Here is a 24,066-nt window from a genome sequence, read left to right as displayed (position 1 = left end):
CACGGCAAGGCGCGCATTGTAGCGGGCGAGGGGGAGGAGGGCACGCCTGGGGTGCTGGGTGGTTGAGGCATGCGGATCGTCTGGGGGCAGGGGACACACGCCTGATGGCCCAATAGACATCAGTCCGCGTTTCCAGCCTGTACGGCCTTGATCAGAGGGCCGCTGCCGCGACCTGAGCGGCGACCGTAAAGGGCTCAACCATCGATATCTAACTGTATATGAGTTATTGGCATTCCAAAGGGGAATGAATGCCTGTGCCTATTTATCGCTTTTTCAATTAATGGGTCGTCGTAAAACTTCCGTCACCTTTAATAAACATAAAAAACGGAGGACTCATGACCGAATCCCTAGCTTCAAAACCGGCACCGGCATTGGCGGAACGGGCAGTGCTACAGACGCGGTCCAGGACCCGCTATCGCTGGGTGGTGCTGGCGGTCATCGTGGTCGTGTACATGCTCGCTGCAGCCGATCGGGCCAATATCGGCATCGCCTTGCCCTATATCCAGAAGGAGTTCGGCGCGACGAATGCCGAGGTGGGTCTGCTGGTCAGTGCCTTCTTCCTGTTCTACTCGCTGGGTCAGATACCGGCAGGTTTTCTACTGAGCAAGGTCAGCGTGCGCGTGGTCGCCCCCGCAGCGATTGGCCTGACGTCGCTGGTGACGCTGTTGATCGGCACCTCCCACAGCATCGGCATGCTCAAGGTCTATCGCTCGGCGCTGGGCGTGGCAGAAGCTGCCTTGCCGCTGTCGATGCTGAGCACCATCAACCGCTGGTTTCCGCCGCGGGAAAAGGGCACGGCTACCGGAGCCTTCTTGTCCGCCGCGAAGATGGGTGCGGTGATCGCACCGCCACTGGGGGCGGCGCTGATTCTGCTCGATGGCTGGCGCACCATGTTCATCGCCTTCGCCCTGCCAGGCGTGCTGCTCGCCTTGCTGTGGTGGTGGCTCGTCCCCAATGACCCGCGGGCCTGCAAGCAGGTCAGTGACGCCGAAGCCGAGCACATCGAAGACCAGACGACTGCGCACAGCGAGTCGGTCCGTAAGCACCGGGAATTCGGCAGGCTCGACCGCGCGCTGCGCTATGAGCGCACCCCCGTTCTGGATACGTCCCGCTCCGTGTTCAGATCCTGGAACATCTGGGGCTGTGGTCTGGGCTACCTGCTCATGACCGGTGTGGTGAACGTGCTCCTGGCCTGGCTCCCCAAGTACCTGGGTGAGGTGAAGCACTTCGAACTGATGCAGGTCGGCTTCGTGGCGTCCTTGCCCTTCGTTGGCGGGGTGCTTGGCAATATCGTCGGCGGCTGGCTGTCGGATCGTATTCTGGATCGCCGTCGCAAACCGACCATGATGATCAGCGCGGTAGCGACCTGCGTGATGATGGTCGCGCTGGTTTACGCGCCCAACGGGCTGCTCGCGGTCAGTCTGTTGCTGTTCGGTACCGGCTTTCTGCTCAACATCGGCTACTCGTCGTTCTCGGTCTACTCGATGGGACTGACGACCAGAACGACCTATCCGGTGGCTGCATCCGTGGTCAACAGCGCGGGCCAGGCAGGGGGCGCCATGGCGCCGCTGATCACCGGCTTCCTGTTGGACAGCTACAGCTGGACGGCGGTGTTCATCTTCCTCGGCGTCTGCTCCCTGGCCGCGCTGGCCTTCGTGCTGACCATTTCCGAACCGGCTACCGCGCCGGTCGGCGAGTCGGGTGCCTAGCGGGTCGAGTGACCCCGCAAGGCCTTGGCCGTTGCCCCCACGAAAGTTCCGCGCGGGGCGATGCAGCTGTCCCTGACTAACGCTGCAACTGTTTCGTGAAGTCGCAGAGTTGCGTCGCCAGCGCGGCGATCTCGGCGACGAAGGTCGAGGGCCGATCGTTGCGGTACATCGCCATGTAGGGAACCGGTGGCAGCTCGGGATCGGTCTCGACGATGACGAGCTTGCCTTCGTCCACCAGCGGGCGGAAACATTCGCGCGGCAGATAGGTGACGCCCAGGCCCGCCGAGGCCAGGCCGAGCATGGCGGTAAGGCTGTCGGAGGAGAGGATCCTGGGTAGCTCTATTCCGCGTGCATGCAGCCAGCGGTTCACGAACAGGCCGGATCCTGACTTCTTGCCCTGCATCAGCATGGGATACTTGGCCAGCTCGGCCAGGCTCACCACGCCTGAATTCCCCACCAGTCCCGGCGCGGCCATCCAGGCATTCTCCACGGTCGCCAGGGGCACGCTGGTGACCTCGGGGGCGGTGAAGGTGTCCGGGATCACGATGAGGTCGACCAGGTCGTCCATCAGGCGCTCATGCAGGTTGCGACTCATGTCGACTTCCGGCTCCACGGTCAGCCCGGGAAAGTCCTCGACCAGTCGCGTGACCAGGCGCGGTAGCCAGGTCCAGGCGGTGAGTTCGGTAACGCCCAGTCGCAGGCGGCGCGTGGTGACGTGCTTGCCGTCCTTGAGCGAGGTGATGCGCTCGCTCAGATCGAGCATTTCTCGCGCGATGACCAGCAGCTCCTCGCCCTCGGCGGTGAAGCGGGCACCCCGCTGCGAGCGATCGAACAGCTGCAGGCCGGTGGAAGACTCCAGCTCCTGCACCCGTTTCGAGATGGCTGATTGGGTGGTGTTGAGATGCTCGGCGGCCTTTTCGAAGGTACCCAGACGTTCGATCCAATGCAGCGCCAACAACTGGCGTAGCGTGACCATTAGCATTCCTCCAGGGCATGAGTGACCATACCTTAATATCGCTTTTTCTATTTGGCCACCGGCCTATCCTCGACGTTATCCAACAAGAGGAGCCTTCATGAACGTCAACGCTTCCAGTCCGACCTTGCTGGTCGAAGCCTTCGCCCGCACCTCCACCTCGATCATCAGCGACTGTCTCGACCGACTTCCAGGCGCTCGGCTGCGGCCTTTCCATCGGATCGAAGGCACCATGGCGGGCCTTGCCCTCACCGTCAAAGTACCCGCCGGCGACAATCGGGCGATCCACCAGGCGCTGGAGTTCCTCGTCCCTGGCCAGGTGCTGGTGGTCGATGGCGGCGGCGACCTGAGTCGCGCCCTGATGGGCGATATCATGGCGGCTATCGCGGAAAAGCGCGGTGCCGCGGGGGTCGTCGTCGATGGGGCGATCCGCGACCTGGCGACCATCAGCAAGGGCAGCTTTCCCATCTTCGCGCGTGGGGGCTATCACCGGGGTCCCTACAAGAACGGCCCGGGCGAGATCAACGTGCCGGTGAGCATTGGCGACATGATCGTGTCACCAGGAGACCTCGTCGTGGGTGACCATGACGGCATTGTCGCCTTTCCCATCGCCCAGGCGGCGGAGCTGCTCGACCGTTGTCTGGCGACCGAGCGCAAGGAAGCGGAGATGCTCGCGCAGATTGCCGCTGGAACCTACCGGGGCGCCTACGCGGCCCATTGATTACGGAAGAAGCAAATGAAGCTAGCGATTATCGGCGCAGGCGAAGTGGGTCTTACCTATGCACACCCCTGGGTGGCAGCGGGCCACGAGATCCTCCTGTGTGACCTCAAGCCCTCACCCAGAGCCCAGGCCTTCGCGAAAGAACATGACCTGGCACTCGTCACCTCGATAGAAGACGCGGTGACCGCTTGTGACGTCGTCGTCTCCTGCGTTTTCGGCACCGTCTCGCTCCCGGTCGCCGAGCAGGCGCTTGCCCTTATGCAGGCGGGTGCGCTGTTCATCGACATGACCACCGCGGATCCGGAGCAGATCAGGCGAGCCGCGGCCATCGCGGACGAGCGCTCGATCCCCTATGTGGACGTGGCCATCCTGGGGGCCATCGCGTTGACGCACGCGAAAACCAATCTGCTGGGCGCCGGCATTGGCCTGGAGCGCGCGGTCGCCCTCTTTGCGGAAGCCGGCGCACCGCTCAAGCCCGTCGAGGGAGGTGCCGCGGGCGATGCCGCCGCCCTGAAAATCCTGCGCAGCGTGTTCACCAAGGGACTGGAAGCCCTGACCATCGAGTGCTTCATGGCGGCCGAGAAGCAGGGCGTCACGGAAAAGCTCCACGATGCCCTTAGCGATATCGACCAGGCCTCGCTCAGGGACTTTCTCGGTGCCCTGATCAGGACGCATGTGGTCCATGCTCCGCGCCGTCTGAAGGAAGTGGAAGAGGCCGAACGCCAACTGCGGGCTGCCGAGCTACCGGTCGCGGTGCTGCCCGGGGTGAGGGAAGTGTTTGCGCGGACATCCGCGCAACTGCAACGGGAGCCTATCGACACCGCATCGCCAACCTTGGACCAGGCGTTCGATTGGCTGTTCAAGGCCAATGGCGTGGTGAGGTAGCGGGCACTTGATTAAGCACCAAGCGGCTATTGCCGCTCGGTGCTTTCATTACCCAGGGTCAAAGCGTCTCTGGCCCCGAGGTCGCATCCAGCACCGCCGGCTGCCCCAGCAACTCCTCCAAGATACTCAACCTGAACTGCCGCTGCAGCGTCACCGCATAGAAGCGCTCGGCGATCTCCGGCACCTCGGCGTAGAGCTGCAGCGCACCGCTGCGCAGTTCGTCCTGCACCACCACGGCGGGCAGCAGGGCCATGTCGCCGGAGTCGCGGGCGAGCAGGCGCAGCAGGGCCATGTCGTCGACCTCGGCGCAGATACGCGGCGTCAGCCCCTGGCCGCTGCAATAGACGTCGAACTGGCTGCGCACGTCGCTGCTGCGCCCGGGCACGATCAGGCGGGCCTGTTGCAGGTCGCGGTGGAGGTCGAAGGGGCGGCTGTCCTGGCGCGGTGGACCGATCAGGCACACCGGCTGGCGATGGAGCAGGCGGCACTGCCAGGTGCGCTGGCTGTCGGCGCTCACCGCCTGGTTGGTCAGCACCACGTCGAGCTTGTGCAGGGCCAGGCGCTCCAGCAATTCGTCCACGCTGCCGGATTCCAGGGTGAGCACCAGGTCTTCCCGGCCAAGGAAGGGGCGCAGCAGGTTTTCCTGGAAGTTGCGCGACAGGGTCGCGACGGAGCCGATGCGCAGCCTCTGGTTCGCCTCCTGGGCGTTCTGCAGGGTGTTCTGCAATTCGCTGCCCAGGGCGAAGATGGTTTCGGCATAGTCCAGCACCAGCTGTCCGGCTTCGGTTAGCCGCAGGCTGCGGCCGGAGCGGATGAACAGGGGATGGCCGAGCTGGTCTTCCAGCACGCGGATCTGGGTGGAGAGGGCGGACTGGGAGACATGCAGCGCCTCGGCAGCGCGGGTGAGATTGCCTTCCTTGGCGACGGCCCAGAAGTAGTGCAGGTGATGGAAATTGAGTCGGCGCATGCTTCGTTCTTCAAAAGTGAACGTTAGGTTCTGATCAATCTATTTTAAATAATTCGTACACATCCTGAAACTGGTGCCCTCTGGTGTTCAAGGAGTGTGCACGATGTCTAGCCCGCTGTTTCCCCTGGCTCCACTGTTGCCCTGGGTCTATGCCCTGGCGCTGCTGCCGGCGGCCTTTCTCGCTTCACCTGGCCAATTCTGGCGGCCTGCTCGTGTCGCCGGCTATCTGGGCGTCTTGCTGGTTCTTGCCGCCTGGCTACAGGCGGTCTTCGAAACCCAGCACCCCGACCGCCTCGGCCTGGCGATGGCCGGACTCGTCAGCCTGCTGGCGCTGGTAATCATCGAGTACTCCCAGCGCTATCTGGAAGGAGAGCCAGGTCAGCGGCGCTATGTGCTCGCCCTGCTGGCCACCCTGGCGGCGGTGGCCACGGTGGTCACCAGCGGCAACCTCTTGCTGCTGGCGGGTGCCTGGGTCCTGTCCAGCCTGTGCCTGCATCAGTTGCTGACCTTCTACCGCGAGCGTCCTCAGGCCGTGGTGGCGGCCCACAAGAAATTTATCGCCAGTCGCCTGGCCGATGTCAGCCTGCTGCTGGCGATCCTGCTATTGGTACAGGCGGGCGGGAGCAGCAAGCTTTCACTGATCCTCGCCGCCGTGGAGGCCCAGGTGCAGGCGGGTAGTCCGCTCGGCTGGGAATTGCAGGGCGCGGCGCTGCTGCTGGCGCTGACGGTGATCCTCAAGTCGGCGCAATTGCCGGTGCATGGCTGGCTGATCCAGGTGATGGAGGCCCCCACGCCGGTTTCGGCCCTGCTGCATGCCGGGGTGGTCAATCTCGGCGGCTTCGTGCTGCTGCGCTTCGCCCCGCTGTTTTCCGCCGCCGTACCGGCGCAAAGCCTGCTGGTGCTGGTGGGCGGCCTGACCGCGGTCCTCGCGGCCCTGGTGATGATGACCCGCATCAGCATCAAGGTCCGCCTGGCCTGGTCGACCTGCGCGCAGATGGGCCTGATGCTGCTGGAATGCGGACTAGGGCTGTACGAACTGGCGCTGGTGCACCTGCTGGCCCATTCGCTGTACAAGGCCCATGCCTTCCTGGCCGCCGGCGAGACGGTGGCCCATGCCCGGCAACAGGCGCTGCAACCCCAGGCACCTGCGCTCGACCTGGCCGGCCTGCTGCGCGCGCTGTTGGTGGCCGCCCTGATGCTGATCCTGCTGCAAGGGCTCTGGGCCTGGCTGCTGCCCGGCCATGAGCTGCCCCTGGTGGCCCTGACGCTCCTGGCGATCGGCCTGGCGCCCTGGTGCCTGCGCCGCGGCCAGTGGGCGCACGGACTGCTGATGTTCGGCCTGCTGCTGGGCGCCTATCTGCTGTGGCATCAGGCGGCCGGCTGGATCCTCGACCAGCACCTCGCCGAGGCGCCGCTGCCGCTGGCCCTGCTGGCGATGGGCCTGCTGGTCGGTCTCTACCTGCTGCAGGGCCTGCTGCTGGCTCGGCCGCGCGGCGCTCTGGCGCAACGCCTCTACCCGCTGGCCTTTGCCGGCTTCTACCTGGACGAGCACTTCATCCGCCTGACCTTCCGCCTCTGGCCGGCGCATGCGCCCCAGCCCCTGAGCGCCACCCTTGGAGACCACTCATGACTGCCTTCGAAGCGCTTCCCAGCCTCAAGCACCAAGCTCTGCACGAGGCCGCCCGGCAGGCCTGTGCGCGCATCGCGCCGACCTGGCCGCTGGATCGCATGATCGCCGTCAGTCCCCTGTGGGAGCGGCGCGATCAGGCCTGGCAGACCGTCGCCGCGCAACTCTGGCAACGCGCCGGCAGCCGCCTGACTCTGGACACCGCCGACTATCGCCAGGCCTGGCAGGACGGCCGCATCGCCGAGCGCCATCTGCAGCAGGCGCTGGCCGAGCAGGGGGCGTCCTGCACGCCGGTACGGCTGCTGGAGGTACTAAACGCCCCTACGGAGGTCGGCCAGGGGCTGCCGCTGCTGGAAGACCTGGCGGAGCCAGGCGTGCCGCTTCCGGGCTGGCCGGCGCTGATCACCCAGCAGATCGGCCAGAGCTGCGCGGCCTGGTTCGATCACGAACAGGCCGATTGGCGGCCGGCGGACAGCGCCGGGCTGTACCAGGCCTGGCGCGCCAGTCTGTTGGCCGACCGGGGTCTGAGCGTGCTCAGCGCCTGTCGCGACCTGCACCCGCGCATTGCCGAGTTGCCAATGCAACCCGAGGCGGCCCTGGAGGCGGCGGTCGAGCAGCTGGGTCTACCGGCGGAAGACTGGGCCCTCTGGTTCGACTGCCTGCTGTTGCGCAACCTGGGCTGGGCCTCCTGGTGCGCCTATCGGCGCTGGCAGGCCCGGTTGCAGGGCGAGGACGACCAGACGCTGCTGGAGCTGCTGGCCATCCGCGCGGCCTGGGAGTGGCTGGTGGATGATCGCCGGCGCGATGCCGGGAGCCGCTGGCACAGCTGGCGGGCGGCCTGGCAGGAGCGCTCGCAGCAGGCGCCCTCGGCCAATTGGCGGGCGCTGCAGCTGTGGCAGCGCGCCGACGAACTGGCCTGGCAGGAGCAACTGCAGCGGGCCCTGTGCCAGAGCACTCCCGCCGGCGCACCCACGGCACCGCTGGCCAAGCTGTTCTTCTGCATCGACGTGCGTTCCGAGCCGCTCAGACGCGCCCTGGAGCAAACGTGCCCGGAGCTGGAGACCGGCGGTTTCGCCGGCTTCTTCGGCCTGCCCATCGCCTATACCCCGCTGGGTACCCAGGCCACGCGCCCGCAATTGCCGGGCCTGCTCGCGCCGCAGCTGCAGGTGAGCGACGGCAGTGGCGATGCCGAGCGGGATCGGCAACTGGCAGAGCTGCGTCAGGAGCGCCTGGCCCGTCAGGGCCGCTGGCGGCTGTTCGAGCGGTTGCCGGCCTCGACCTTCACCCTGGTCGAAAGCGTGGGGCTGGGCTATGCCGGGGCGCTGCTGGGGCGGACCTATGGCCTGGCCGGTGGCGCGCCGTCGCCAGAACTCAGTGCCTGGCGCCGCCGCGAGCGGCAGCAGCTGCAACCACGGCTGCCGGCCCTGTCGCGGCTCCAGCAGGTCGACCTGGCCGAGCGCATCCTCAAGGCCATGGGGCTCAGCGGACAACTGCCGCCTCTGCTGGTACTGGTCGGTCATGGCAGCCAGAGCGCCAACAATCCTCAGGCGGCAGGCCTGGACTGCGGCGCCTGCTGTGGTCAGAGCGGCGAGATCAATGCGCGACTGCTGGCCGGCCTGCTCAACGATCCCGAGGTCCGCATCGGGCTACGGGTGCGCGGCCTCGACCTGCCGCCGCACTGCCAGGTACTGGCCGGGCTGCACAACACCACGACGGATGAGGTGCAGGTCTTTGGTCATGCGGCGCTTCCTGCTGCGCTCCAGCCCAGCTGGCAACGCCTGCGGGCAGCCCTGGACGGAGCGAGCGCCGAGGTGCGTCGGCAACGGGCCAGCACCCTGGGCCTGGCGCCGCTGCAGGAGCAGCCGGCCAAGTTGCTCGGACGGCTGCGGCGGCGCGCCCGCGACTGGGCGCAGACCCGGCCGGAATGGGGACTGGCCGGCAACGCCGCCTTCATCGCCGCGCCGCGGGCACGCACCCGCGCGGTGGATCTGCAGGGCCGCGCCTTCCTGCACGACTACGACTGGCGGCAGGACGCAGGGGGCAAGGTACTGGAGCTGATCATGACCGCACCCATGGTGGTGGCCCACTGGATCAACCTGCAGTACTTCACCTCGACCACCGACAACCTGCGCTTCGGCAGTGGCAACAAGCTGCTGCACAACGTGGTGGGCGGCCGTATCGGCGTGTTCGAAGGCAACGGCGGCGACCTGCGCATCGGGCTGGCGCGCCAGTCGCTGCACGACGGTCAGCAGTGGATGCATCGTCCGCTACGGTTGCACGTGGTGATCGAGGCGCCGCGCGCGATGATCGATCAGGTGATCGCCAACCATGCCGTAGTGCGCGATCTGGTGCGCAACGGCTGGCTGCACCTGCTGCGTCTGGATGGCCTGCCGGCCTGCCTCGAGCTGCGTACGGCGGGAGGGTGGCGGCCGTTACCGGAAGTCTGACGCCTATCGCTGCCAGAGCGGCCTGATGCCTCAGGCCACTCTGGCAGGGCGGTTGCGGCGCGGTCGGGCCTGACCGAGGGCGATTGCTAGTGGCTCAGCAGCTGCCGCTGCAGCAAGGGCCAGATCACCTCGCCCGTCAGGGGCGCCAGCGGCAGAGCGCCGGGCTCGTCTACCGCTACCCATAGCGCCTCCTCGATTTCGGCGGCCGGCAGCGGCTGATCTTGCGCGCCCATGGCTACCTGATACAGCGCGCAATCGACCCTGAAGCCGGGTTCATTGGCGGCCGGCGCCTGGTAGTTGCCAAGAAAGGTCGCGGCGTCCGGCGTGATGACCAGGCCAAGCTCTTCTTCCAGTTCGCGGATCAGGGCCTCCAGGGGTTGCTCCCCCGGATCCACCTTGCCGCCCGGTTGCATGAAGGCGGTGGTGCCCCGCTTGCGCACCAGCAGCACCTGCTGGCGGTCGTTCAGGAGGATGGCGGCGGCGATGTGCAGGGTAGGGGTCAAGGCGAGCGTTCCAGACTAGGTGGGCGGGTCACCGTGCCGGGAGACGGGCGGAAAGGCAACTGGCGGCGATCCTGGCTCAGCCTGCCCGCGAGGGCCTGTGGTGGCTGTCAGAGGTCAAGGGCATCGAACAGGATCTTGAACGGCTCGCCTGTGGGCAACAGGCTCATGGGCAGGTATCACGTCGGGCTCGTCGAGATCGATCAGGCCGAGCATGGCGGAGAGGCAGGCCAGCAGCAGAGTCATAGAGACGCCGAAAGCGCGCATTAGCCAAGGCTCATGAAATGTCCTGGGAGCGGAGACGTGTTCCCGTGGATCGACGAAAGGAAAGGTCGCGTCGGCCTCACAGATCGGTATGCAGGGAATAGCCGTTGAAGCCGGCGGCGAACAACATGGCGCCCCAGAGAAAGAAGTCGGTTTGCAGGAACTCGCGCTTTATCGAAACCAGCTTGATGCCGTTGTTCAAGGCGACGGTGGGGTCTATGAGCCACCCCACGAGTACGGCCACCCCGCCCAGTATCATGGCGATGAAGCCGATGCTTTTTACGACGTGCCTCACTGGCGTCTCCTTTTGTGCGAACGCGCATCCGATAGATGGGCGCCTGAAATTCAGGATATCGAGCTGCAGAAGGGCCCGTGTAAAACCTCATGAAGGCCGGTAAACAAGTGTTAACGCGAGGCCATGGGCGACGGGGTCGCAGCGGGTGAAGCGGCTAGATCCGCTTCGCCGCTCCGCTCCCACGCGCCGCCCAGTGCCCGGAACAGGTCGACGTGGGCGATCATCAGCTGCAGCCGGGTTTCGATCAGCGCGTTATCGGCCTGGTAGAGGCTGCGCTGGCTGTCGAGCAGATTCAGGTAGTTGTCCAGCCCTTGCTGATAGCGCTCGCTCGCCAGTTCGACACTGCGCGCGGTGATGTCATGCAGGCGCTGCTGGGCCGCGAGCTGCCGTCTCAAGGGCGCCTCGGCGACGAGTTGATCGGCCACCTCGCGAAAGGCGACCTGGATGCTCTTCTCGTAGCGAGCGATATCCTGATCGCGCCGCACCTCCGCCAGGTCCAGGTTGGCGCGGTTGCGACCGCCGTCGAACAGCGGTACCTGCAATTGGGGGACGAAGCTCCATACCTGATTGCCGAGGTTGAACAGGCCGTTCAGATCGGAACTCAGGTAGCCGGCGCTGGCCGTCAGGGTGATGCGCGGGAAGAAGGCAGCCCGAGCGGCGCCGATATTGGCGTTGGCCGCACGCAGGCGGTACTCGGCCGCGCGAATGTCCGGACGGCGTTGCAGCAGGTCAGAGGGCAAGCCCGCCGGGACGGGCAGGTCGAGACCTTGGCGCGCAAGCGGCAAGGGCGCGGGCAGGTCGCTGCGCGGCTCTCCGCCGAGCAGCAGGCGCAGGCTGTTGTCCGCCTGTGCCCGACTTCGTTCCAGGACGGCGAGATCGGCTTCGGTGGTCTCTAGCGCCGTTTGAGCCTGGGCCAGGTCCAGCGCCGAACTCAGGCCGGCGGCATGGCGCTGTTCGATCAGGGCGAGGCCTCGCTGGCGACTTTCCAGAGTACTGCGACTCACGAGCAGTCTCTCATCCAGGGCGCGCTGATTCAGATAGGCCGTCGCCACCTCGGCGATCAGCGACAGCTCCACCGCGCTGCGCGTCTCGCGTTGGGCCAGGTACTCGTCCAGAGCGGCATCACGCAGGTTTCTCAGCCTGCCGAACAGGTCCAGTTCGTAGGCGTTGGTACCCAACCCGACGCTGTATCGGTTGGCCGTCTGGCTGCCGCTTCGCTCCTGGTCGGTACGCGAGGCGCTATCCAGGCTCTGAGTCCGTTCCCGCGTCCGGCTGGCGGTGGCGCCCAGTTCGAACATGAGGTCGGCACGACTGATGCGATAGCGGGCGCGTGCCTCCTGGATATCCAGCGCGACCAGCCGCAGATCCCGATTTCCGTCCAGGGCCTGATCGATCAAGGCGTGCAGGTGCGGATCGGCGAACAGGCTTTGGCGGTCAGGCGACAGGTCCGCGGACGCCGTCGGCACGGGATAGCGCTCCGGGACCGGCGCCTGCGGTCGTTCATGGCGGGGTGCCAGGGAGCAGCCCGCGAGCAGGCCACTCAGGGCCAGGACGGTCACTCCAGTCATGACGAGCCTGCTTGCCGCGAGCTGTTCGCCCCAGGGCAGGGCTGGGCGGCAGAGCCGAGCCAAGGCGTGCGATGGCACCAGGATCCGCTTTTTTTCGGAGTGCCAAGAAGGAAAGAGTGGGTAGTGAAACATCGGGCGTCCTCGTGGAGAACGCCATGGTAGAGGGCGCGCCTGGGCGGCCTTGTAAAGGTCTGTAGGTCTCTTGTGAAAGAGTGTTAAGGGCGGTCCTTGAGGGCTTGGCGCTCCGTTATGCTCGCCGCCTGCTTGCCCTGGGACCTACCTGTGAAACCCTTTTTTCGCGTCGAAACCGTCGCCGCCTCGGCCGCGCCGATGGCCACCGATCAGCGTCGCCAAAGCACGCTCGTGATCCTGCCTGGTCAGCGCCAGGAAGGCGCCGCCTACCGTTCGCGCTGGCCGTCGTTCAGGCTGTCAAAACGGGCCGGATGCGTCTCGCAGCAGGGACGACCGCGCCTCGGCGTCGAGTCCGCCTAGATGTTCAAGATCCTGATAAGGCTCTATTGCGTGCTGCTGGTGACCTATGGCGCAGCCAGCTATCTGGTCCCGGAAGCCCTGCAGCAGATGTTCAGTGATCGCTATAGTCGCGTCAGTCTGGAGCAGATGAATGGCCCGCTGAAACTGGTGGAGCGGACCTTCGTGGAGACGCCGATCTCTCGTTGGCCGGCGCTGCTGGCTGAGCTGAACGCCGACATCGCGCCCGTCACCTTGCAGCTGGGGCTGCAGACCGATCCTCGGTTGACGAGCGCCGAGCGCCACCGTTTGGCCAAGGGCGAACGGCGCGTCCGCCTGACCGACGATGGCGATCCCAGCGTCGCCCTGATCCCCCTGCCGGGCGGGCACGTCCTCTGGGTCGGCTTCGCCGAGGTTCCGACCGACATAGCCCTGACGTATTGGGCCATGAACGCCCTGATCGGGGCGGCGCTGCTCATCTGTCTGTATGTCTGGCTGCGGCCGCACTGGCGCGATCTGGAGCGGCTCAGGCGCACGGCGGCGCGCCTGGGCAAGGGGCATTTGCAGGAGCGTACCGCGATCTCGCCGCGCTCGGACATCGGCCAGCTGGCGAGGGCCTTCGATGACATGGCCCAGGACCTCGAAACCCTGATCGTCCAGCAGCGCGACCTGCTCAATGCGGTCTCCCATGAGCTGCGCACGCCCCTGTCCCGTCTGGAGTTCGGCCTGGCCCTGTTGCAGGCTGACCCACTGCCCGCTGAAACACAGCGACAGCTGGAGCAGCAGATTCGCCACGTCCGCGAACTGGATGCGCTGGTGAACGAGCTGCTTTCCTACGCGCGGTTGCAGTCCAGTCAGCAGCCACCCGAGCGTCAAGCACTCACGCTCGGTGCCTTCCTGGACAGTGTCCTGGCGGATTTCAGCGAGGAACAGGAAAGGCGTGGAGTCACCCTGAGCCTGGACATGGCCGCTGCGCCCGAGCAAGCCCTCTTGGCACCAAGACTCACGGCCCGCGCGTTGCAGAACCTGATTGGCAATGCCCTGCGCTATTGCCAGCGTGGGGTCTGGCTGACCGTTGGCCGCGACGCCGACAGCCTGCTGATCACCGTCGAGGACGATGGCGAGGGTATTCCACCGGGCGAACGGGAGCGGGTGTTCGAGCCCTTCTATCGCCTGGATCGCAGTCGGGATCGTGCTACCGGCGGCTTCGGCCTGGGGCTGTCGATCAGCCGTCGCGCCATAGAAAAGCAGGGCGGGCAGTTGGCGCTGACGCAAAGCGAAAGAGGCGGCGCGCGCTTTGACATCCGGCTGACCGACGCCCTCGCGTCCTGACCCCCAGACAGCCCAAGGCTTCCTTGGCACCCGATGACGCGGACTCGAGTCCGCTCCTTCCTCTGACCGACCTGAAAGCACGCAAATGTCCAGTTCCTCTTCTTCCCCACCATCGCCGGCTGAAACCGAGACCCTCGACGACTACGGCGACCTGGCCAGGCGGCATGTCACCTTCGCGCGAGTTCTCGAGCTACTGGCTCCACATCGGGCCGCACTGGTGCTGGTGGTCTTGCTGATCGCGGTCGCCGGGATCAGCGGCGTGATCAGTCCCTTCCTGATCCGCAGCATCGTCGACGATGCCTTGCCGGCGAAGGACCTGACGCTGCTGGTCTATCTGGCCGCCGGTCTGGTCGGGGTGGCGCTGTTCAATGCCATCGCCAACCTGACCCAGACCTATGTCGCGATTCGGGTGGGCCAGAGCGTCATGCACGACCTGCGGACCCGCCTGTACGGCCACCTGCAGAGCCTCTCGCTGGCGTTTTTCGCCGGTACCCGCGCGGGCGAAGTGCAGGCGCGCCTGTCCAGCGACATCGCCGGTCTGCAGACCCTGTTGACCCACTCCGCCACGGATCTGGCGAAGCACCTGAGCGTCGTGGCGGCGACCCTGGTGGCGATGCTGCTGTTGGACTGGCGCCTGGCGTGTGTCTCCTTCGCCGTCATTCCCTTGCTGGTCTGGATCAATGGCCGCGTCGCCCAGCTGCGGGAGCGGGTGACCTACCGGCAACAGGAACAGGTGGCTGACCTTTCCGCCAACATCGCCGAGTCCCTGTCGGTCGGCGGCATCATCCTGTCGCGTACCCTGGGCCGCGTGCACTATCTCGTGCAGCGCTTTCAGCGTGACTCCGCGCAGCTGGCGCGCCTGGAATCCCAGGCCAGCACGGCGGGACAATGGGAATTCGCGCTCGTCTTCCTGGCGCTGGATCTCCTGCCGGCGCTGACCTTCCTGGGCGGCGGTCTGTTCATCGGCCTGGGCCTGCAGGTGTCCATTGGCACCCTGGTGGCCTTTATCGCCTTGCAGGAGCAATTGCTCTGGCCGCTGCTGGAGATCTTTGAAACGCGGATCGAATTCGCCAAGGGACGCGCCTTGCTGGCGCGGGTGTTCAGCTACCTGGATACGCCGGCGACGGTCGTCGAGGCGAGCTCACCGACGACTCTTGCGCGGCAAGATTTCCAGCGAGGCATCCGTTTCGAGAACGTCAATTTCGCCTATGGCGATCGCGCCGTACTCAAGGATCTGACGTTCGAGATACCGGCCGGAAAGCACACGGCGCTGGTTGGCCCCACCGGCTCTGGCAAGACCACCATCTCCTATCTCCTCGCGCGCCTGTACGACGCCGATCAGGGGCATATCCGCTACGACGGCATCGATATCCGGGAGCTGAGCTTCGCGACGCTGGCCAGCCTGGTCGGCATCGTGACCCAGGATACCTTCCTGCTCAACGCCAGCATCGAGGCCAACCTGCGCTTCGCCAAGCCCGACGCGAGCGAGGCGGAACTCTGGTGGGCGCTGGAAAGGGCGCAGCTGGATGCTACGGTGCGCGGGCTTCCCGAGGGGCTGGGGGCCGGGGTCGGTGACCGGGGCTATCAACTGTCCGGCGGCGAGCGCCAACGTCTGTCCCTCGCCCGCATGCTGCTGCGCGATCCGCCGATCATCCTCCTGGATGAAGCGACCAGCGCCCTGGACAGCAGCACCCAGGCAGCGATGGCCGCGGCCCTGGCTTCGTTGCAGGGGCCGCGGACCCTGATCTCCATCGCCCATCGCCTCAGCACCGTCAGGCAGGCGGATCGGATTCTGGTCATCCAGGCTGGGCAACTGGTGGAGCAGGGCACTCACGAAGAACTGGTCAGGCAGGATGGCCTGTATGCGGCCATGGCCCTGAATGCCTGAATGCCTGAATGCCCTGGGCGGAGGAGCTGCCTGCAATCTATCGCCCGACAGGCTTCCCGCAGGGGCATCCCGACCTGCGGTCCTCACTCCTCGCTGGACGCAAATCCCTCCAGCCAGCGCGCTTCCGAGCAGAGCAGGTGGTGGCGAATGCGGGATCGCGCCGGACACTTCACTGCCCCGGAACGCTGCGGCTGCTGGCCGCTAATGAGCCTCGGTCGCCAGTCTCACGGCGACTTCCTCGACCAGTTGGATGGTCTCTGCCGTCAGGGCTTCGAACTGGAAGAGAATCTCCTGCAGTTGCGAGCTGCCCATGTCGACATTGCGCAGTTGATCGATTCTCAAGGTGAGAAGCCGGTGAATGTTTAACAGACAATCGCGATCGGGGTTATCGGGTATGGCGAAGCGGCTGCTCATCGTTGTCTCCGTGGAAGTTGACCACCATGACTCTCGATATCGCCTAACCGGCTTGTTTTTTAAGGCAATTCGTCGCCGACGGCCTACCTGGAAACAGCACTTTTCGTACTTGACTCCGCGTGTCTGCAGAGCACTTGAAAGCGTTAGGTCGCGTTGATGACCTTAACTTCAAAAAGCTCGTCAAGAAGGCGTGAAAAATTCGTTAAAACTGCTGTTCAAAGGGTGTTCGGGTGGAACGCGGTACTGGGAAAGTTACCGGTAAGTTGCCATTAAAGCCGACGAACGAGCGCTTCGTTTCAGTCCTGGCAAACATCCGCTATCCGGGTTTTCAACAGATTCGCCAGCTCATCGAAGAGGATCTGCACCGAGCGCAGCGACAGATTGTCCGGGCGGGTCAGCAGCCAGATATCGGTGTCGCAGCCTGGCAGCGCCGGACCCAGGCGTTCGACGCCGTCCAGGCTGCTGATCATGAAGTCGGGGAGGGCGGCCACGCCAAGACCGGCACCTACCAGGCTGCCGACCGAGGACATGCTGCTGCAGCGATAGCGCGGGGTGAGGCTGGGATAGGCCTGGCGCAACCAGGTGACCGAGACGTGATCGGCCAGGGAGTCGTCCGGGGCGATCCAGGGCAATTCGGTGGCCAACGGGCCATAGCCGCTGCGATAGCGCTCATGGCCGCAAACGAAGTAGGAGCTGCGACCGAGTCGCCGGCCGATCAGGTGTTCGGGCGGCGCGTTCGACAGGCGCAGGGCGATATCCGCATCCCGCCGACTCAGGCTGGCGAAGGTGTTGGAGGTGGCCACTTCCAGGGCGACCGCCGGATAGCGCGGCGTGAGTTCGGCCAGGCCCGGCAAGAGCAGGCTGCGCAGCACGGCGTCGGTGCAGGTCAGGCGGACGGTGCCACTGATGACGTTCTCGCCCTGGGTGAGGGCGATCCGCGCCGCCTCGAGGGCCTGTTCGGCGCGCTCGGCCTGTTCGGCAAGAGCCTTGGCGCTCTGGGTGGGGGTGTAGCCACGCCGGGTCTTGTCGAACAGCGCGACCTGCAGATTGGCTTCGAGCTTGCGGATGGCGCGAAACACCGTGGAGACATCCACCTGCAGCTGCTCGGCCGCTCGGGCCAGGGTCCGGCCACGCACCAGGGCAAGGATCAGCTTGAGATCGGCATGGCCTATTTGATATTGCATCCGTGCATTCTTCCTTTGCCGATTCGCCAATATGGGTTGCGCTCATGCCAATTTATACTGGCCCAGCCCCGCGAGGGCAATCAGGTGGAAGGGCGGACCTTGGCAGACGGGGTCGGCGCCTGCAGCGACCACCGCCCACAGCCACGCTGCCAGACCCGCACGAGCAAGCACAACGAAGCGGGCCAGCGTCAAGGATGCCTCCCATGAATTCGATATCCCCCCGCGTCGTCCAGCTCACCGAAGCCAACGGCTTTCTCAAAGAGCACCCCGAGATCCAGTACGTCGATCTGTTGATCACCGACATGAACGGCGTCATCCGGGGCAAGCGTGTCGAGCGGGCCAGCCTGTCCAAGGTCTATGAGCGCGGCATCAATCTGCCGGCCTCGCTGTTCGCCCTGGACATCAACGGTTCCACGGTGGAAAGCACAGGCCTGGGCCTGCACATCGGCGATGCCGACCGCACCTGCTTTCCCATCCCCGGCACCCTGAGCTACGAGCCCTGGCAGAAGCGCCCTACCGCGCAGTTGCTGATGACCATGCACGAGCAGGACGGCTCGCCGTTCTTCGCCGATCCGCGCGAGGTGCTGCGCCGGGTGGTGAAGAAGTTCGATGACCTGGGGCTGACCATCTGCGCCGCCTTCGAGCTGGAGTTCTACCTGATCGACCAGGAGAACGTGAACGGTCGGCCGCAGCCGCCGCGCTCGCCGATCTCCGGCAAGCGACCGGTCTCGACCCAGGTCTATCTGATCGACGACCTGGACGAATACGTGGATTGCCTGCAGGACATGCTCGAAGGTGCCAAGGAGCAGGGGCTGCCGGCGGATGCCATCGTCAAGGAATCCGCGCCGGCGCAATTCGAGGTCAACCTGCATCACGTCGAGGACGCCATCAAGGCCTGCGACTACGCGGTGCTGCTCAAGCGGCTGATCAAGAACATCGCCTACGACCATGAGATGGACTCCACCTTCATGGCCAAGCCCTATCCCGGCCAGGCCGGCAACGGCCTGCACGTACACATCTCGCTGCTGGACAAGCAGACCGGGCAGAACATCTTCGCCACCGAGGATCCCGAGCACCACGCACCGCTGCGCCATGCCATCGCCGGCATCCTGGAAACCCTGCCGGCGTCCATGGCCTTCCTCTGTCCGAACGTCAATTCCTATCGCCGCTTCGGCGCCCAGTTCTATGTGCCCAACGCCCCGAGCTGGGGCCTGGACAACCGTACCGTGGCGGTGCGCGTACCCACCGGCAGCAGCGAGGCGATCCGCATCGAACACCGGGTCGCCGGGGCCGACGCCAATCCCTATCTGATGATGGCCTCGATCCTCGCCGGCATTCATCACGGCATGACCCAGCAACTCGAACCCTGCGCGCCGGTCAGTGGCAACTCCTACGAACAGCTCGAACAGAGCCTGCCGAACAACCTGCGCGACGCCCTGCGCCGCCTGGACGACAGCGCGGTGATGAACCAGTACATCAGCCCCGAGTACATCGACATCTTCGTCGCCTGCAAGGAAGCCGAGCTGGAGGAGTTCGAGACCACCATCTCCGATCTCGAATACAACTGGTATCTGCATACAGTCTAGGAGGCGCAATCATGACCGTGCTGACACGACAGGACTGGGAGCGGCGCGCCCAGGCATTGACCGTCGAATCCCGCGCCTTCATCGACGGCCGCTACCAGGACGCCCTGGGCGGCGCCACCTTCGACGACCTGAGCCCGGTGGATGGTCGCCACCTGGCGCGGGTGGCCAGTTGCATGGCCGAGGATGCCGAGGTGGCCGTGCAGGCTGCGCGGGCCAGCTTCGCGCGGGGCGATTGGGCGCATCAGGCGCCGGTGCAGCGCAAGCGGGTACTCATCGCCTTCGCCGAGCTGCTGCTGGCCCATGCCGAGGAGCTGGCCCTGCTGGAAACCCTGGACATGGGCAAGCCCATCGGCGATGCCCTGGGTATCGACGTCCCGGCGGCGGCCAATGCCATCCGCTGGAGCGCCGAGGCCATCGACAAGGTCTACGACGAGGTGGCGCCCACGCCGCGCGACCAGCTCGGCCTGGTGACCCGCGAACCAGTGGGGGTGGTCGCGGCCATCGTGCCCTGGAATTTCCCCTTGATGATGGCCTGCTGGAAGCTGGGCCCGGCGCTGGCGACCGGCAATTCGGTGATCCTCAAGCCCTCCGAGAAGTCGCCGCTGACCGCCATCCGCATCGCGGGGCTGGCGCTGGAAGCCGGCATCCCGGCAGGGGTGTTCAACGTGCTGCCCGGCTATGGCCATACCGTCGGCCAGGCGCTGGCGCTGCATGCGGACGTCGACACCCTGGTCTTTACCGGCTCCACCCGCATCGCCAAGCAGCTCTTGGTCTATGCCGGCGAGTCGAACATGAAGCGGGTCTGGCTGGAGGCGGGCGGCAAGAGTCCCAACATCGTCTTCGCCGATGCCCCGGATCTGGTGGCCGCTGCCGAAGCGGCCGCGGCAGCCATCGCCTTCAACCAGGGCGAAGTCTGCGTGGCCGGCTCCCGGCTGCTGGTCGAGCGCTCAATCAAGGAGCGTTTCCTGGCCTTGGTGGCAGAGGCGCTGCAGGCTTGGGCGCCCGGCCATGCGCTGGACCCCAGCACCCGCGTCGGCGCCCTGGTGGACGAAGGCCATCTGCGCACCGTGCTGGGGTTCATCGAAGCGGGCCGTGCCGAGGGTGCCCGGCTGGTGAGCGGCGGCGCGCGCGCCCTGACCGAGACCGGTGGCAGCTACGTGACCCCGACGATCTTCGAAGGGGTGGACAACGCCATGCGCATCGCCCGGGAAGAGATCTTCGGCCCGGTGCTGGCGGTGATCGAATTCGAGGATGAAGAAGAGGCCGTGCGCATCGCCAACGACACCCCCTATGGCCTGGCCGCGGCCGTCTGGACGCGGGATATCTCCCGTGCCCATCGCGTGGCGCGGGCCTTGCGTGCGGGCAGTGTCTGGGTCAACCAGTATGATGGCGGCGACATGACGGCGCCCTTCGGCGGCTTCAAGCAATCCGGCAACGGACGCGACAAGTCGCTGCACGCCTTCGACAAATACACCGAACTCAAGGCGACCTGGATCAAGCTCTGAACAGGCGCGGCGATTCCGGCGCAGCCGCCGGAGTCGCAGGCAGAGGAATCTCACCATGCAACAACATGTCGGCAGCTACTACGCGGCTTCGCGTAACCTCCACACCGAATACCCGGCGCTGCACGGCAGTGTCGAGACCGATGTCTGCGTCATCGGCGCCGGTTACACCGGGCTTTCCACTGCGCTGTTCCTGCTCGAGCACGGCTTCAGCGTGACGGTGCTGGAGGCGGCGCGGGTCGGCTTCGGCGCCTCGGGGCGCAATGGCGGTCAGATCGTCAACAGCTACAGCCGCGACATCGATGCCATCGAGCGCCAGTTGCCGCCCAAGCAGGCGCAACTGCTGGGCGAGATGGCTTTCGAAGGCGGGCGCATCATTCGCGAGCGCATCGCCCGCTACGACATCCAGTGCGATCTCAAGGACGGCGGCGTCTTCGCCGCCCTGACCGGCAAGCAGCTCGGCCACCTGGAAGCCCAGAAGAAGCTCTGGGAGCGCTATGGCCATACCCAGCTGCACCTGCTCGACAAGGCCGGCATCGGCGAGGTGGTCGGCACCGATCGCTATCTGGGCGGCCTGCTGGACATGAGCGGCGGCCATATCCATCCGCTCAACCTGGCCCTGGGCGAGGCGGCGGCGGTAGCCTCCCTGGGCGGCAAGCTTTATGAGCAGAGCGCGGCCACCCGTATCGACCGCGGTGCTAACCCCATGGTGCATACCGCCAATGGCCAGGTGAAGGCGCGCTTCGTGGTGGTGGCCGGCAACGCCTACCTGGGCGGGCTGGTGCCGGAGCTGGCTGCCAAGTCCATGCCCTGCGGCACCCAGGTGCTCACCACCGAGCCGCTGTCCGAGGACATGGCGCGCAGCCTGCTGCCCCAGGACTATTGCGTGGAGGACTGCAACTACCTGCTCGACTACTTCCGCCTCAGCGCCGATCGCCGGCTGATCTACGGCGGTGGCGTGGTCTATGGCGCGCGGGATCCGGCGGACATCGAGGCGATCATCCGGCCGAAGATGCTGCAGACCTTCCCGCAGCTAAAGGGCGTGAAGATCGACTTCACCTGGACCGGCAACTTCCTGCTGACGCTGTCGCGACTGCCCCAGGTGGGGCGTCTCGGCGACAACATCTACTACTCCCAGGGCTGCAGTGGCCACGGCGTCACCTATACCCACCTCGCCGGCAAGGTGCTGGCCGAGGCCCTGCGCGGCCAGGCCGAGCGCTTCGATGCCTTCGCCGGCCTGCCGCACTATCCCTTCCCGGGCGGGCAACTCCTGCGCGTGCCCTTCACCGCGCTGGGCGCGACCTACTACCAGCTGCGCGATCGCCTCGGTATCTGACCCTGTCCGCCCGCCTGATCCAGGCGGGCACTCTGGAGAATAGCCATGTCCCCTATGCCCCTGATCGGCGTGACGGCGTGCCGGCAGACGCTCGGCAAGTACGATTCCCATACCGTCGGCGACAAGTACGTCGAGGCCGCGGGTCACGCCGGCCTGCCTGTGGTACTGCCGGCGCGCAGCGTGCCGAGCGATCCGCAGGCGCTGCTGGCGCACCTGGACGGCCTGCTGTTCACCGGCTCGCCGTCCAATGTCGAGCCCCATCATTACCAGGGGCCGGAAAGTCTCGCCGGCACCCAGCACGATGCCGCGCGCGACGCCTACACCTTGCCGCTGCTACGGCTGGCCATCGATCGCGGCATTCCGGTGTTCTGCATCTGCCGCGGCTTTCAGGAGCTCAATGTGGCCCTCGGTGGCAGCCTGCACCAGCGGGTGCAGGAGTTGCCCGGGCATGCCGATCACCGCGAGCCCCAGAGCGAATTGCTGGCCGAGCAGTACGCGCCCACCCATCCGGTCCAGGTGCCACCGGGTGGGGTGTTCGAGCGCCTCGGCCTGCCGGCCAGCTTCCAGGTGAATTCCCTGCACAGCCAGGGTATCGACCGCCTGGCGCAGGGGCTGCGCATCGAAGCCCTGGCGCCGGATGGTCTGGTGGAAGGGGTGTCCCTGGCCGACGCCCCCGGCTTCGTCGTCGGGGTGCAGTGGCATCCCGAGTGGAATTTCCGCGAGAGCCCCGAATCCCTGGCGCTGTTGGACGCCTTTCGCGACGCCTGCCAGCGCCATGCCGCATCGCGTTAGGCACCTTGCCGCGCACGCTGGACTCTGAACAACAATACCAACAGCAGGGCAGAGACCTATGACTGAACAGAGCAAGGGCGCACCTGCAGGCGCTCCGGCCAACGCCGGGCCGGAAGCCCTGACCGATCCGTCCGCCAAGGGCCTGGCCGCCGGCTCCCTGGGGCTACTCGCCTGCGTGGTGCTGGGCATTTCCACCATCGCCCCGGTCTACACCCTGACCGGCGCCCTGGGGCCGACCGTGCGCGAGGTGGGCGTCTACCTGCCCGCGGTCTTCATCGTCGGCTTCCTGCCGATGCTGCTGGTGGCCCTGGGGTATCGCGAGCTGAATGCCGTGGATCCGGACAGCGGCACCTCCTTCACCTGGTCGACTCGCGCCTTCGGCCCCATGATCGGCTGGATCGGTGGCTGGGGCCTGGTGACGGCCACCACCATAGTGCTGTCCAACCTCGCCGGGGTGGCGGTGGACTTCTTCTATCTCTTTCTCGCCCAGCTCAGCGGTCGAGCGGAGCTGGCGGCGCTGTCGCAGCACCTGCTGGTGAACATCGTCACCTGCTGCGTGTTCATCGCCATCGCGGTCTGGATCAGCTGCCGCGGCATCGGCATGACCATGAGCGTCCAGTACGGGCTGGTCGCCCTGCAACTGCTGGTGCTGGTCGGCTTCTCGCTGGCGGCCTTCAACGCCGCGCCAGCGGCGGCGCCGGTGGTCTTCCACCCCGAGTGGTTCAACCCCTTCAACGTCGAATCCTTTTCCGCCTTCGCCGCCGGGCTGTCGCTGTCGATCTTCATCTTCTGGGGTTGGGATGTCTGCCTGACGGTGAGCGAGGAGTCGGTGGGCAGCCAGAAGGTGCCGGGGCGCGCGGCGACGGTCACGGTGCTGCTGATCCTGCTGCTGTACCTCTTTACCGCCGCGGCCACCCTGCAATTCGCCGGCATCGGCGACGCCGGCCTGGGGCTGGGCAATCCCGAGATCCAGGAAAACGTCTTCGCCCACCTGGCGGGACCGGTGATGGGGCCGCTGGCGATCCTGATGTCCATCGCGGTGCTGGCCAGTACCGCCGCCTCTCTGCAATCCACCTTCATCTCCCCGGCGCGCACCCTGCTGGCGATGGGGTACTACGGTGCGGTATCGCGCCGCTTCGCCCACATCTGCCCGCGCTCGCGCACGCCGCGCTATGCCACCATCGCCGCCGGTATCGCCACGGGCGGTTTCTATGTGGTCATGCGCACCCTCAGCGACAACGTCCTGGCGGACACCATCACCGCCCTGGGCATGATGATCTGCTTCTACTACTCGCTGACCGCCTATGCCTGCGTATGGTATTTCCGCCGCAGCCTGTTCGACAGCCTGCGCCATGCGCTGCTGCGGGGCCTCTGCCCGCTGCTCGGCGCCATCATCCTCTCGGTGATCTTCTGGCAGACCGCCATCGCCAGCCTGTCGCCGGACTTCGGCAGCGGCTCGCACCTGGGCGGTATCGGCCTGGTGTTCATCATCGCCGTGGTGATCCTGGCCCTGGGTCTGGTGCTGATGCTGTTCGCCCGGTGGCGTGCGCCGGCCTTCTTCCAGGGCGAGACGCTGGAGGCGGTCCCGCACCGGGGCTGAAGGGCGCG

The 24,066-nt window shown here is 66.0% G+C and carries 20 protein-coding genes; 13 read left to right on the top strand and 7 right to left on the bottom strand.

All coding sequences use genetic code 11. The annotated features are described in order from the left end of the window. The first annotated feature begins 422 nt into the window (after positions 1–422). On the top strand, positions 423–1,709 hold the full coding sequence (locus FEZ61_RS06340) for an MFS transporter (RefSeq protein WP_346342860.1): 1,287 nt from the start codon (positions 423–425) through the stop codon (positions 1,707–1,709). 76 nt (positions 1,710–1,785) lie between these two features. On the opposite strand, the gene FEZ61_RS06335 is transcribed toward FEZ61_RS06340, so the two are convergent. Beyond that, a complete protein-coding gene (locus FEZ61_RS06335; RefSeq protein WP_064308537.1) occupies positions 1,786–2,685 on the bottom strand; it encodes a LysR family transcriptional regulator in 900 nt (299 codons plus the stop codon). A 97-nt stretch (positions 2,686–2,782) separates the two neighbouring features. Between FEZ61_RS06335 and FEZ61_RS06330 the strand changes: the two genes are divergently transcribed. Both FEZ61_RS06330 and FEZ61_RS06325 read left to right on the top strand, forming a co-directional pair. After that, positions 2,783–3,403, top strand: coding sequence for an RraA family protein (locus FEZ61_RS06330; protein WP_093252049.1), 621 nt, complete (start codon positions 2,783–2,785; stop codon positions 3,401–3,403). 15 nt (positions 3,404–3,418) lie between these two features. Next, on the top strand, positions 3,419–4,288 hold the full coding sequence (locus tag FEZ61_RS06325) for an NAD(P)-binding domain-containing protein (protein WP_173147828.1): 870 nt from the start codon (positions 3,419–3,421) through the stop codon (positions 4,286–4,288). 58 nt (positions 4,289–4,346) lie between these two features. Here the strand turns inward: FEZ61_RS06325 and FEZ61_RS06320 are convergent, their stop codons facing one another. Next, on the bottom strand, positions 4,347–5,255 hold the full coding sequence (locus FEZ61_RS06320) for a LysR family transcriptional regulator (protein ID WP_173147826.1): 909 nt from the start codon (positions 5,253–5,255) through the stop codon (positions 4,347–4,349). Positions 5,256–5,358: 103 nt separating this feature from the next. Between FEZ61_RS06320 and FEZ61_RS06315 the strand changes: the two genes are divergently transcribed. Together FEZ61_RS06315 and FEZ61_RS06310 are read left to right on the top strand one after the other, a co-directional pair. Continuing rightward, the gene (locus tag FEZ61_RS06315; RefSeq protein ID WP_064308533.1) at positions 5,359–6,885 is read left to right on the top strand and encodes an NADH-quinone oxidoreductase subunit L; all 1,527 of its coding nucleotides are present in this window, start codon (positions 5,359–5,361) and stop codon (positions 6,883–6,885) included. Then, positions 6,882–9,329: a DUF2309 domain-containing protein gene (locus tag FEZ61_RS06310; RefSeq protein ID WP_173147824.1), complete on the top strand. Its 2,448-nt coding sequence runs from the start codon at positions 6,882–6,884 to the stop codon at positions 9,327–9,329. The genes FEZ61_RS06315 and FEZ61_RS06310 overlap by 4 nt, the downstream gene beginning before the upstream one ends. A gap of 86 nt (positions 9,330–9,415) precedes the next feature. Here the strand turns inward: FEZ61_RS06310 and FEZ61_RS06305 are convergent, their stop codons facing one another. The 3 genes from FEZ61_RS06305 to FEZ61_RS06295 all read right to left on the bottom strand — a co-directional run bounded on the left by FEZ61_RS06305 (position 9,416) and on the right by FEZ61_RS06295 (position 11,956). Beyond that, on the bottom strand, positions 9,416–9,832 hold the full coding sequence (locus FEZ61_RS06305; RefSeq protein ID WP_017641341.1) for an NUDIX domain-containing protein: 417 nt from the start codon (positions 9,830–9,832) through the stop codon (positions 9,416–9,418). 340 nt (positions 9,833–10,172) lie between these two features. Next, a complete protein-coding gene (locus FEZ61_RS06300; RefSeq protein WP_160922692.1) occupies positions 10,173–10,388 on the bottom strand; it encodes a hypothetical protein in 216 nt (71 codons plus the stop codon). Between the two features lie 110 nt (positions 10,389–10,498). Continuing rightward, the gene (locus FEZ61_RS06295) at positions 10,499–11,956 is read right to left on the bottom strand and encodes an efflux transporter outer membrane subunit (RefSeq protein ID WP_173147822.1); all 1,458 of its coding nucleotides are present in this window, start codon (positions 11,954–11,956) and stop codon (positions 10,499–10,501) included. A 249-nt stretch (positions 11,957–12,205) separates the two neighbouring features. Between FEZ61_RS06295 and FEZ61_RS06290 the strand changes: the two genes are divergently transcribed. The 3 genes from FEZ61_RS06290 to FEZ61_RS06280 all read left to right on the top strand — a co-directional run bounded on the left by FEZ61_RS06290 (position 12,206) and on the right by FEZ61_RS06280 (position 15,644). After that, positions 12,206–12,448: a hypothetical protein gene (locus FEZ61_RS06290; RefSeq protein WP_173147820.1), complete on the top strand. Its 243-nt coding sequence runs from the start codon at positions 12,206–12,208 to the stop codon at positions 12,446–12,448. Further along, positions 12,449–13,756, top strand: coding sequence for an ATP-binding protein (locus FEZ61_RS06285; RefSeq protein WP_173147818.1), 1,308 nt, complete (start codon positions 12,449–12,451; stop codon positions 13,754–13,756). Positions 13,757–13,841: 85 nt separating this feature from the next. Further along, on the top strand, positions 13,842–15,644 hold the full coding sequence (locus FEZ61_RS06280) for an ABC transporter ATP-binding protein (RefSeq protein WP_173147816.1): 1,803 nt from the start codon (positions 13,842–13,844) through the stop codon (positions 15,642–15,644). Positions 15,645–15,845: 201 nt separating this feature from the next. Here FEZ61_RS06280 and FEZ61_RS06275 read toward each other — a convergent pair whose 3' ends face one another. Beyond that, positions 15,846–16,058 carry a hypothetical protein gene (locus FEZ61_RS06275; protein ID WP_017641334.1) on the bottom strand — a complete coding sequence of 71 codons (213 nt, stop codon included), beginning with the start codon at positions 16,056–16,058 and terminating at the stop codon, positions 15,846–15,848. Positions 16,059–16,354: 296 nt separating this feature from the next. Beyond that, positions 16,355–17,242 (bottom strand): LysR family transcriptional regulator, encoded by an 888-nt coding sequence (locus tag FEZ61_RS06270; RefSeq protein WP_173147814.1) that lies wholly within the window; start codon positions 17,240–17,242, stop codon positions 16,355–16,357. 203 nt (positions 17,243–17,445) lie between these two features. Here FEZ61_RS06270 and FEZ61_RS06265 point away from each other — a divergent pair, with 203 nt between their 5' ends. Genes FEZ61_RS06265 through FEZ61_RS06245 form a run of 5 tightly spaced genes read left to right on the top strand, consistent with a single transcriptional unit; the run spans position 17,446 to position 24,058 of the window. Beyond that, positions 17,446–18,828 (top strand): glutamine synthetase family protein, encoded by a 1,383-nt coding sequence (locus FEZ61_RS06265; protein ID WP_017641332.1) that lies wholly within the window; start codon positions 17,446–17,448, stop codon positions 18,826–18,828. Between the two features lie 11 nt (positions 18,829–18,839). Further along, positions 18,840–20,333 (top strand): aldehyde dehydrogenase, encoded by a 1,494-nt coding sequence (locus tag FEZ61_RS06260; protein ID WP_017641331.1) that lies wholly within the window; start codon positions 18,840–18,842, stop codon positions 20,331–20,333. 55 nt (positions 20,334–20,388) lie between these two features. Continuing rightward, the gene (locus FEZ61_RS06255; RefSeq protein WP_173147812.1) at positions 20,389–21,666 is read left to right on the top strand and encodes an FAD-binding oxidoreductase; all 1,278 of its coding nucleotides are present in this window, start codon (positions 20,389–20,391) and stop codon (positions 21,664–21,666) included. Between the two features lie 45 nt (positions 21,667–21,711). After that, positions 21,712–22,458, top strand: coding sequence for a gamma-glutamyl-gamma-aminobutyrate hydrolase family protein (locus tag FEZ61_RS06250; protein ID WP_173147809.1), 747 nt, complete (start codon positions 21,712–21,714; stop codon positions 22,456–22,458). Between the two features lie 58 nt (positions 22,459–22,516). Then, complete coding sequence (locus FEZ61_RS06245) at positions 22,517–24,058, top strand: APC family permease (protein ID WP_173147807.1); 1,542 nt, start codon at positions 22,517–22,519, stop codon at positions 24,056–24,058. Positions 24,059–24,066: the final 8 nt, after the last annotated feature.

The sequence above is a fragment of the Pseudomonas sp. MS15a(2019) genome, assembly GCF_013277805.1.
Taxonomy (GTDB): domain Bacteria; phylum Pseudomonadota; class Gammaproteobacteria; order Pseudomonadales; family Pseudomonadaceae; genus Chryseomonas; species Chryseomonas benzopyrenica.
The sequence above is the reverse complement of the archived record's forward strand: the minus strand, read 5'-3'. Positions and strand labels throughout refer to the sequence as shown.

Excerpts from the sequence above, each read along its gene's own strand:
- FEZ61_RS06335 (WP_064308537.1), bottom strand. The coding sequence starts at position 2,685 with ATGGTCACGCTACGCCAGTTGTTGGCGCTGCATTGGATCGAACGTCTG.
- FEZ61_RS06330 (WP_093252049.1), top strand. The coding sequence starts at position 2,783 with ATGAACGTCAACGCTTCCAGTCCGACCTTGCTGGTCGAAGCCTTCGCC.
- FEZ61_RS06325 (WP_173147828.1), top strand. The coding sequence starts at position 3,419 with ATGAAGCTAGCGATTATCGGCGCAGGCGAAGTGGGTCTTACCTATGCA.
- FEZ61_RS06320 (WP_173147826.1), bottom strand. The coding sequence starts at position 5,255 with ATGCGCCGACTCAATTTCCATCACCTGCACTACTTCTGGGCCGTCGCC.
- FEZ61_RS06315 (WP_064308533.1), top strand. The coding sequence starts at position 5,359 with ATGTCTAGCCCGCTGTTTCCCCTGGCTCCACTGTTGCCCTGGGTCTAT.
- FEZ61_RS06310 (WP_173147824.1), top strand. The coding sequence starts at position 6,882 with ATGACTGCCTTCGAAGCGCTTCCCAGCCTCAAGCACCAAGCTCTGCAC.
- FEZ61_RS06295 (WP_173147822.1), bottom strand. The coding sequence starts at position 11,956 with ATGACTGGAGTGACCGTCCTGGCCCTGAGTGGCCTGCTCGCGGGCTGC.
- FEZ61_RS06290 (WP_173147820.1), top strand. The coding sequence starts at position 12,206 with ATGCTCGCCGCCTGCTTGCCCTGGGACCTACCTGTGAAACCCTTTTTT.
- FEZ61_RS06285 (WP_173147818.1), top strand. The coding sequence starts at position 12,449 with ATGTTCAAGATCCTGATAAGGCTCTATTGCGTGCTGCTGGTGACCTAT.
- FEZ61_RS06280 (WP_173147816.1), top strand. The coding sequence starts at position 13,842 with ATGTCCAGTTCCTCTTCTTCCCCACCATCGCCGGCTGAAACCGAGACC.
- FEZ61_RS06275 (WP_017641334.1), bottom strand. The coding sequence starts at position 16,058 with ATGAGCAGCCGCTTCGCCATACCCGATAACCCCGATCGCGATTGTCTG.
- FEZ61_RS06270 (WP_173147814.1), bottom strand. The coding sequence starts at position 17,242 with ATGCAATATCAAATAGGCCATGCCGATCTCAAGCTGATCCTTGCCCTG.
- FEZ61_RS06265 (WP_017641332.1), top strand. The coding sequence starts at position 17,446 with ATGAATTCGATATCCCCCCGCGTCGTCCAGCTCACCGAAGCCAACGGC.
- FEZ61_RS06260 (WP_017641331.1), top strand. The coding sequence starts at position 18,840 with ATGACCGTGCTGACACGACAGGACTGGGAGCGGCGCGCCCAGGCATTG.
- FEZ61_RS06255 (WP_173147812.1), top strand. The coding sequence starts at position 20,389 with ATGCAACAACATGTCGGCAGCTACTACGCGGCTTCGCGTAACCTCCAC.
- FEZ61_RS06250 (WP_173147809.1), top strand. The coding sequence starts at position 21,712 with ATGTCCCCTATGCCCCTGATCGGCGTGACGGCGTGCCGGCAGACGCTC.
- FEZ61_RS06245 (WP_173147807.1), top strand. The coding sequence starts at position 22,517 with ATGACTGAACAGAGCAAGGGCGCACCTGCAGGCGCTCCGGCCAACGCC.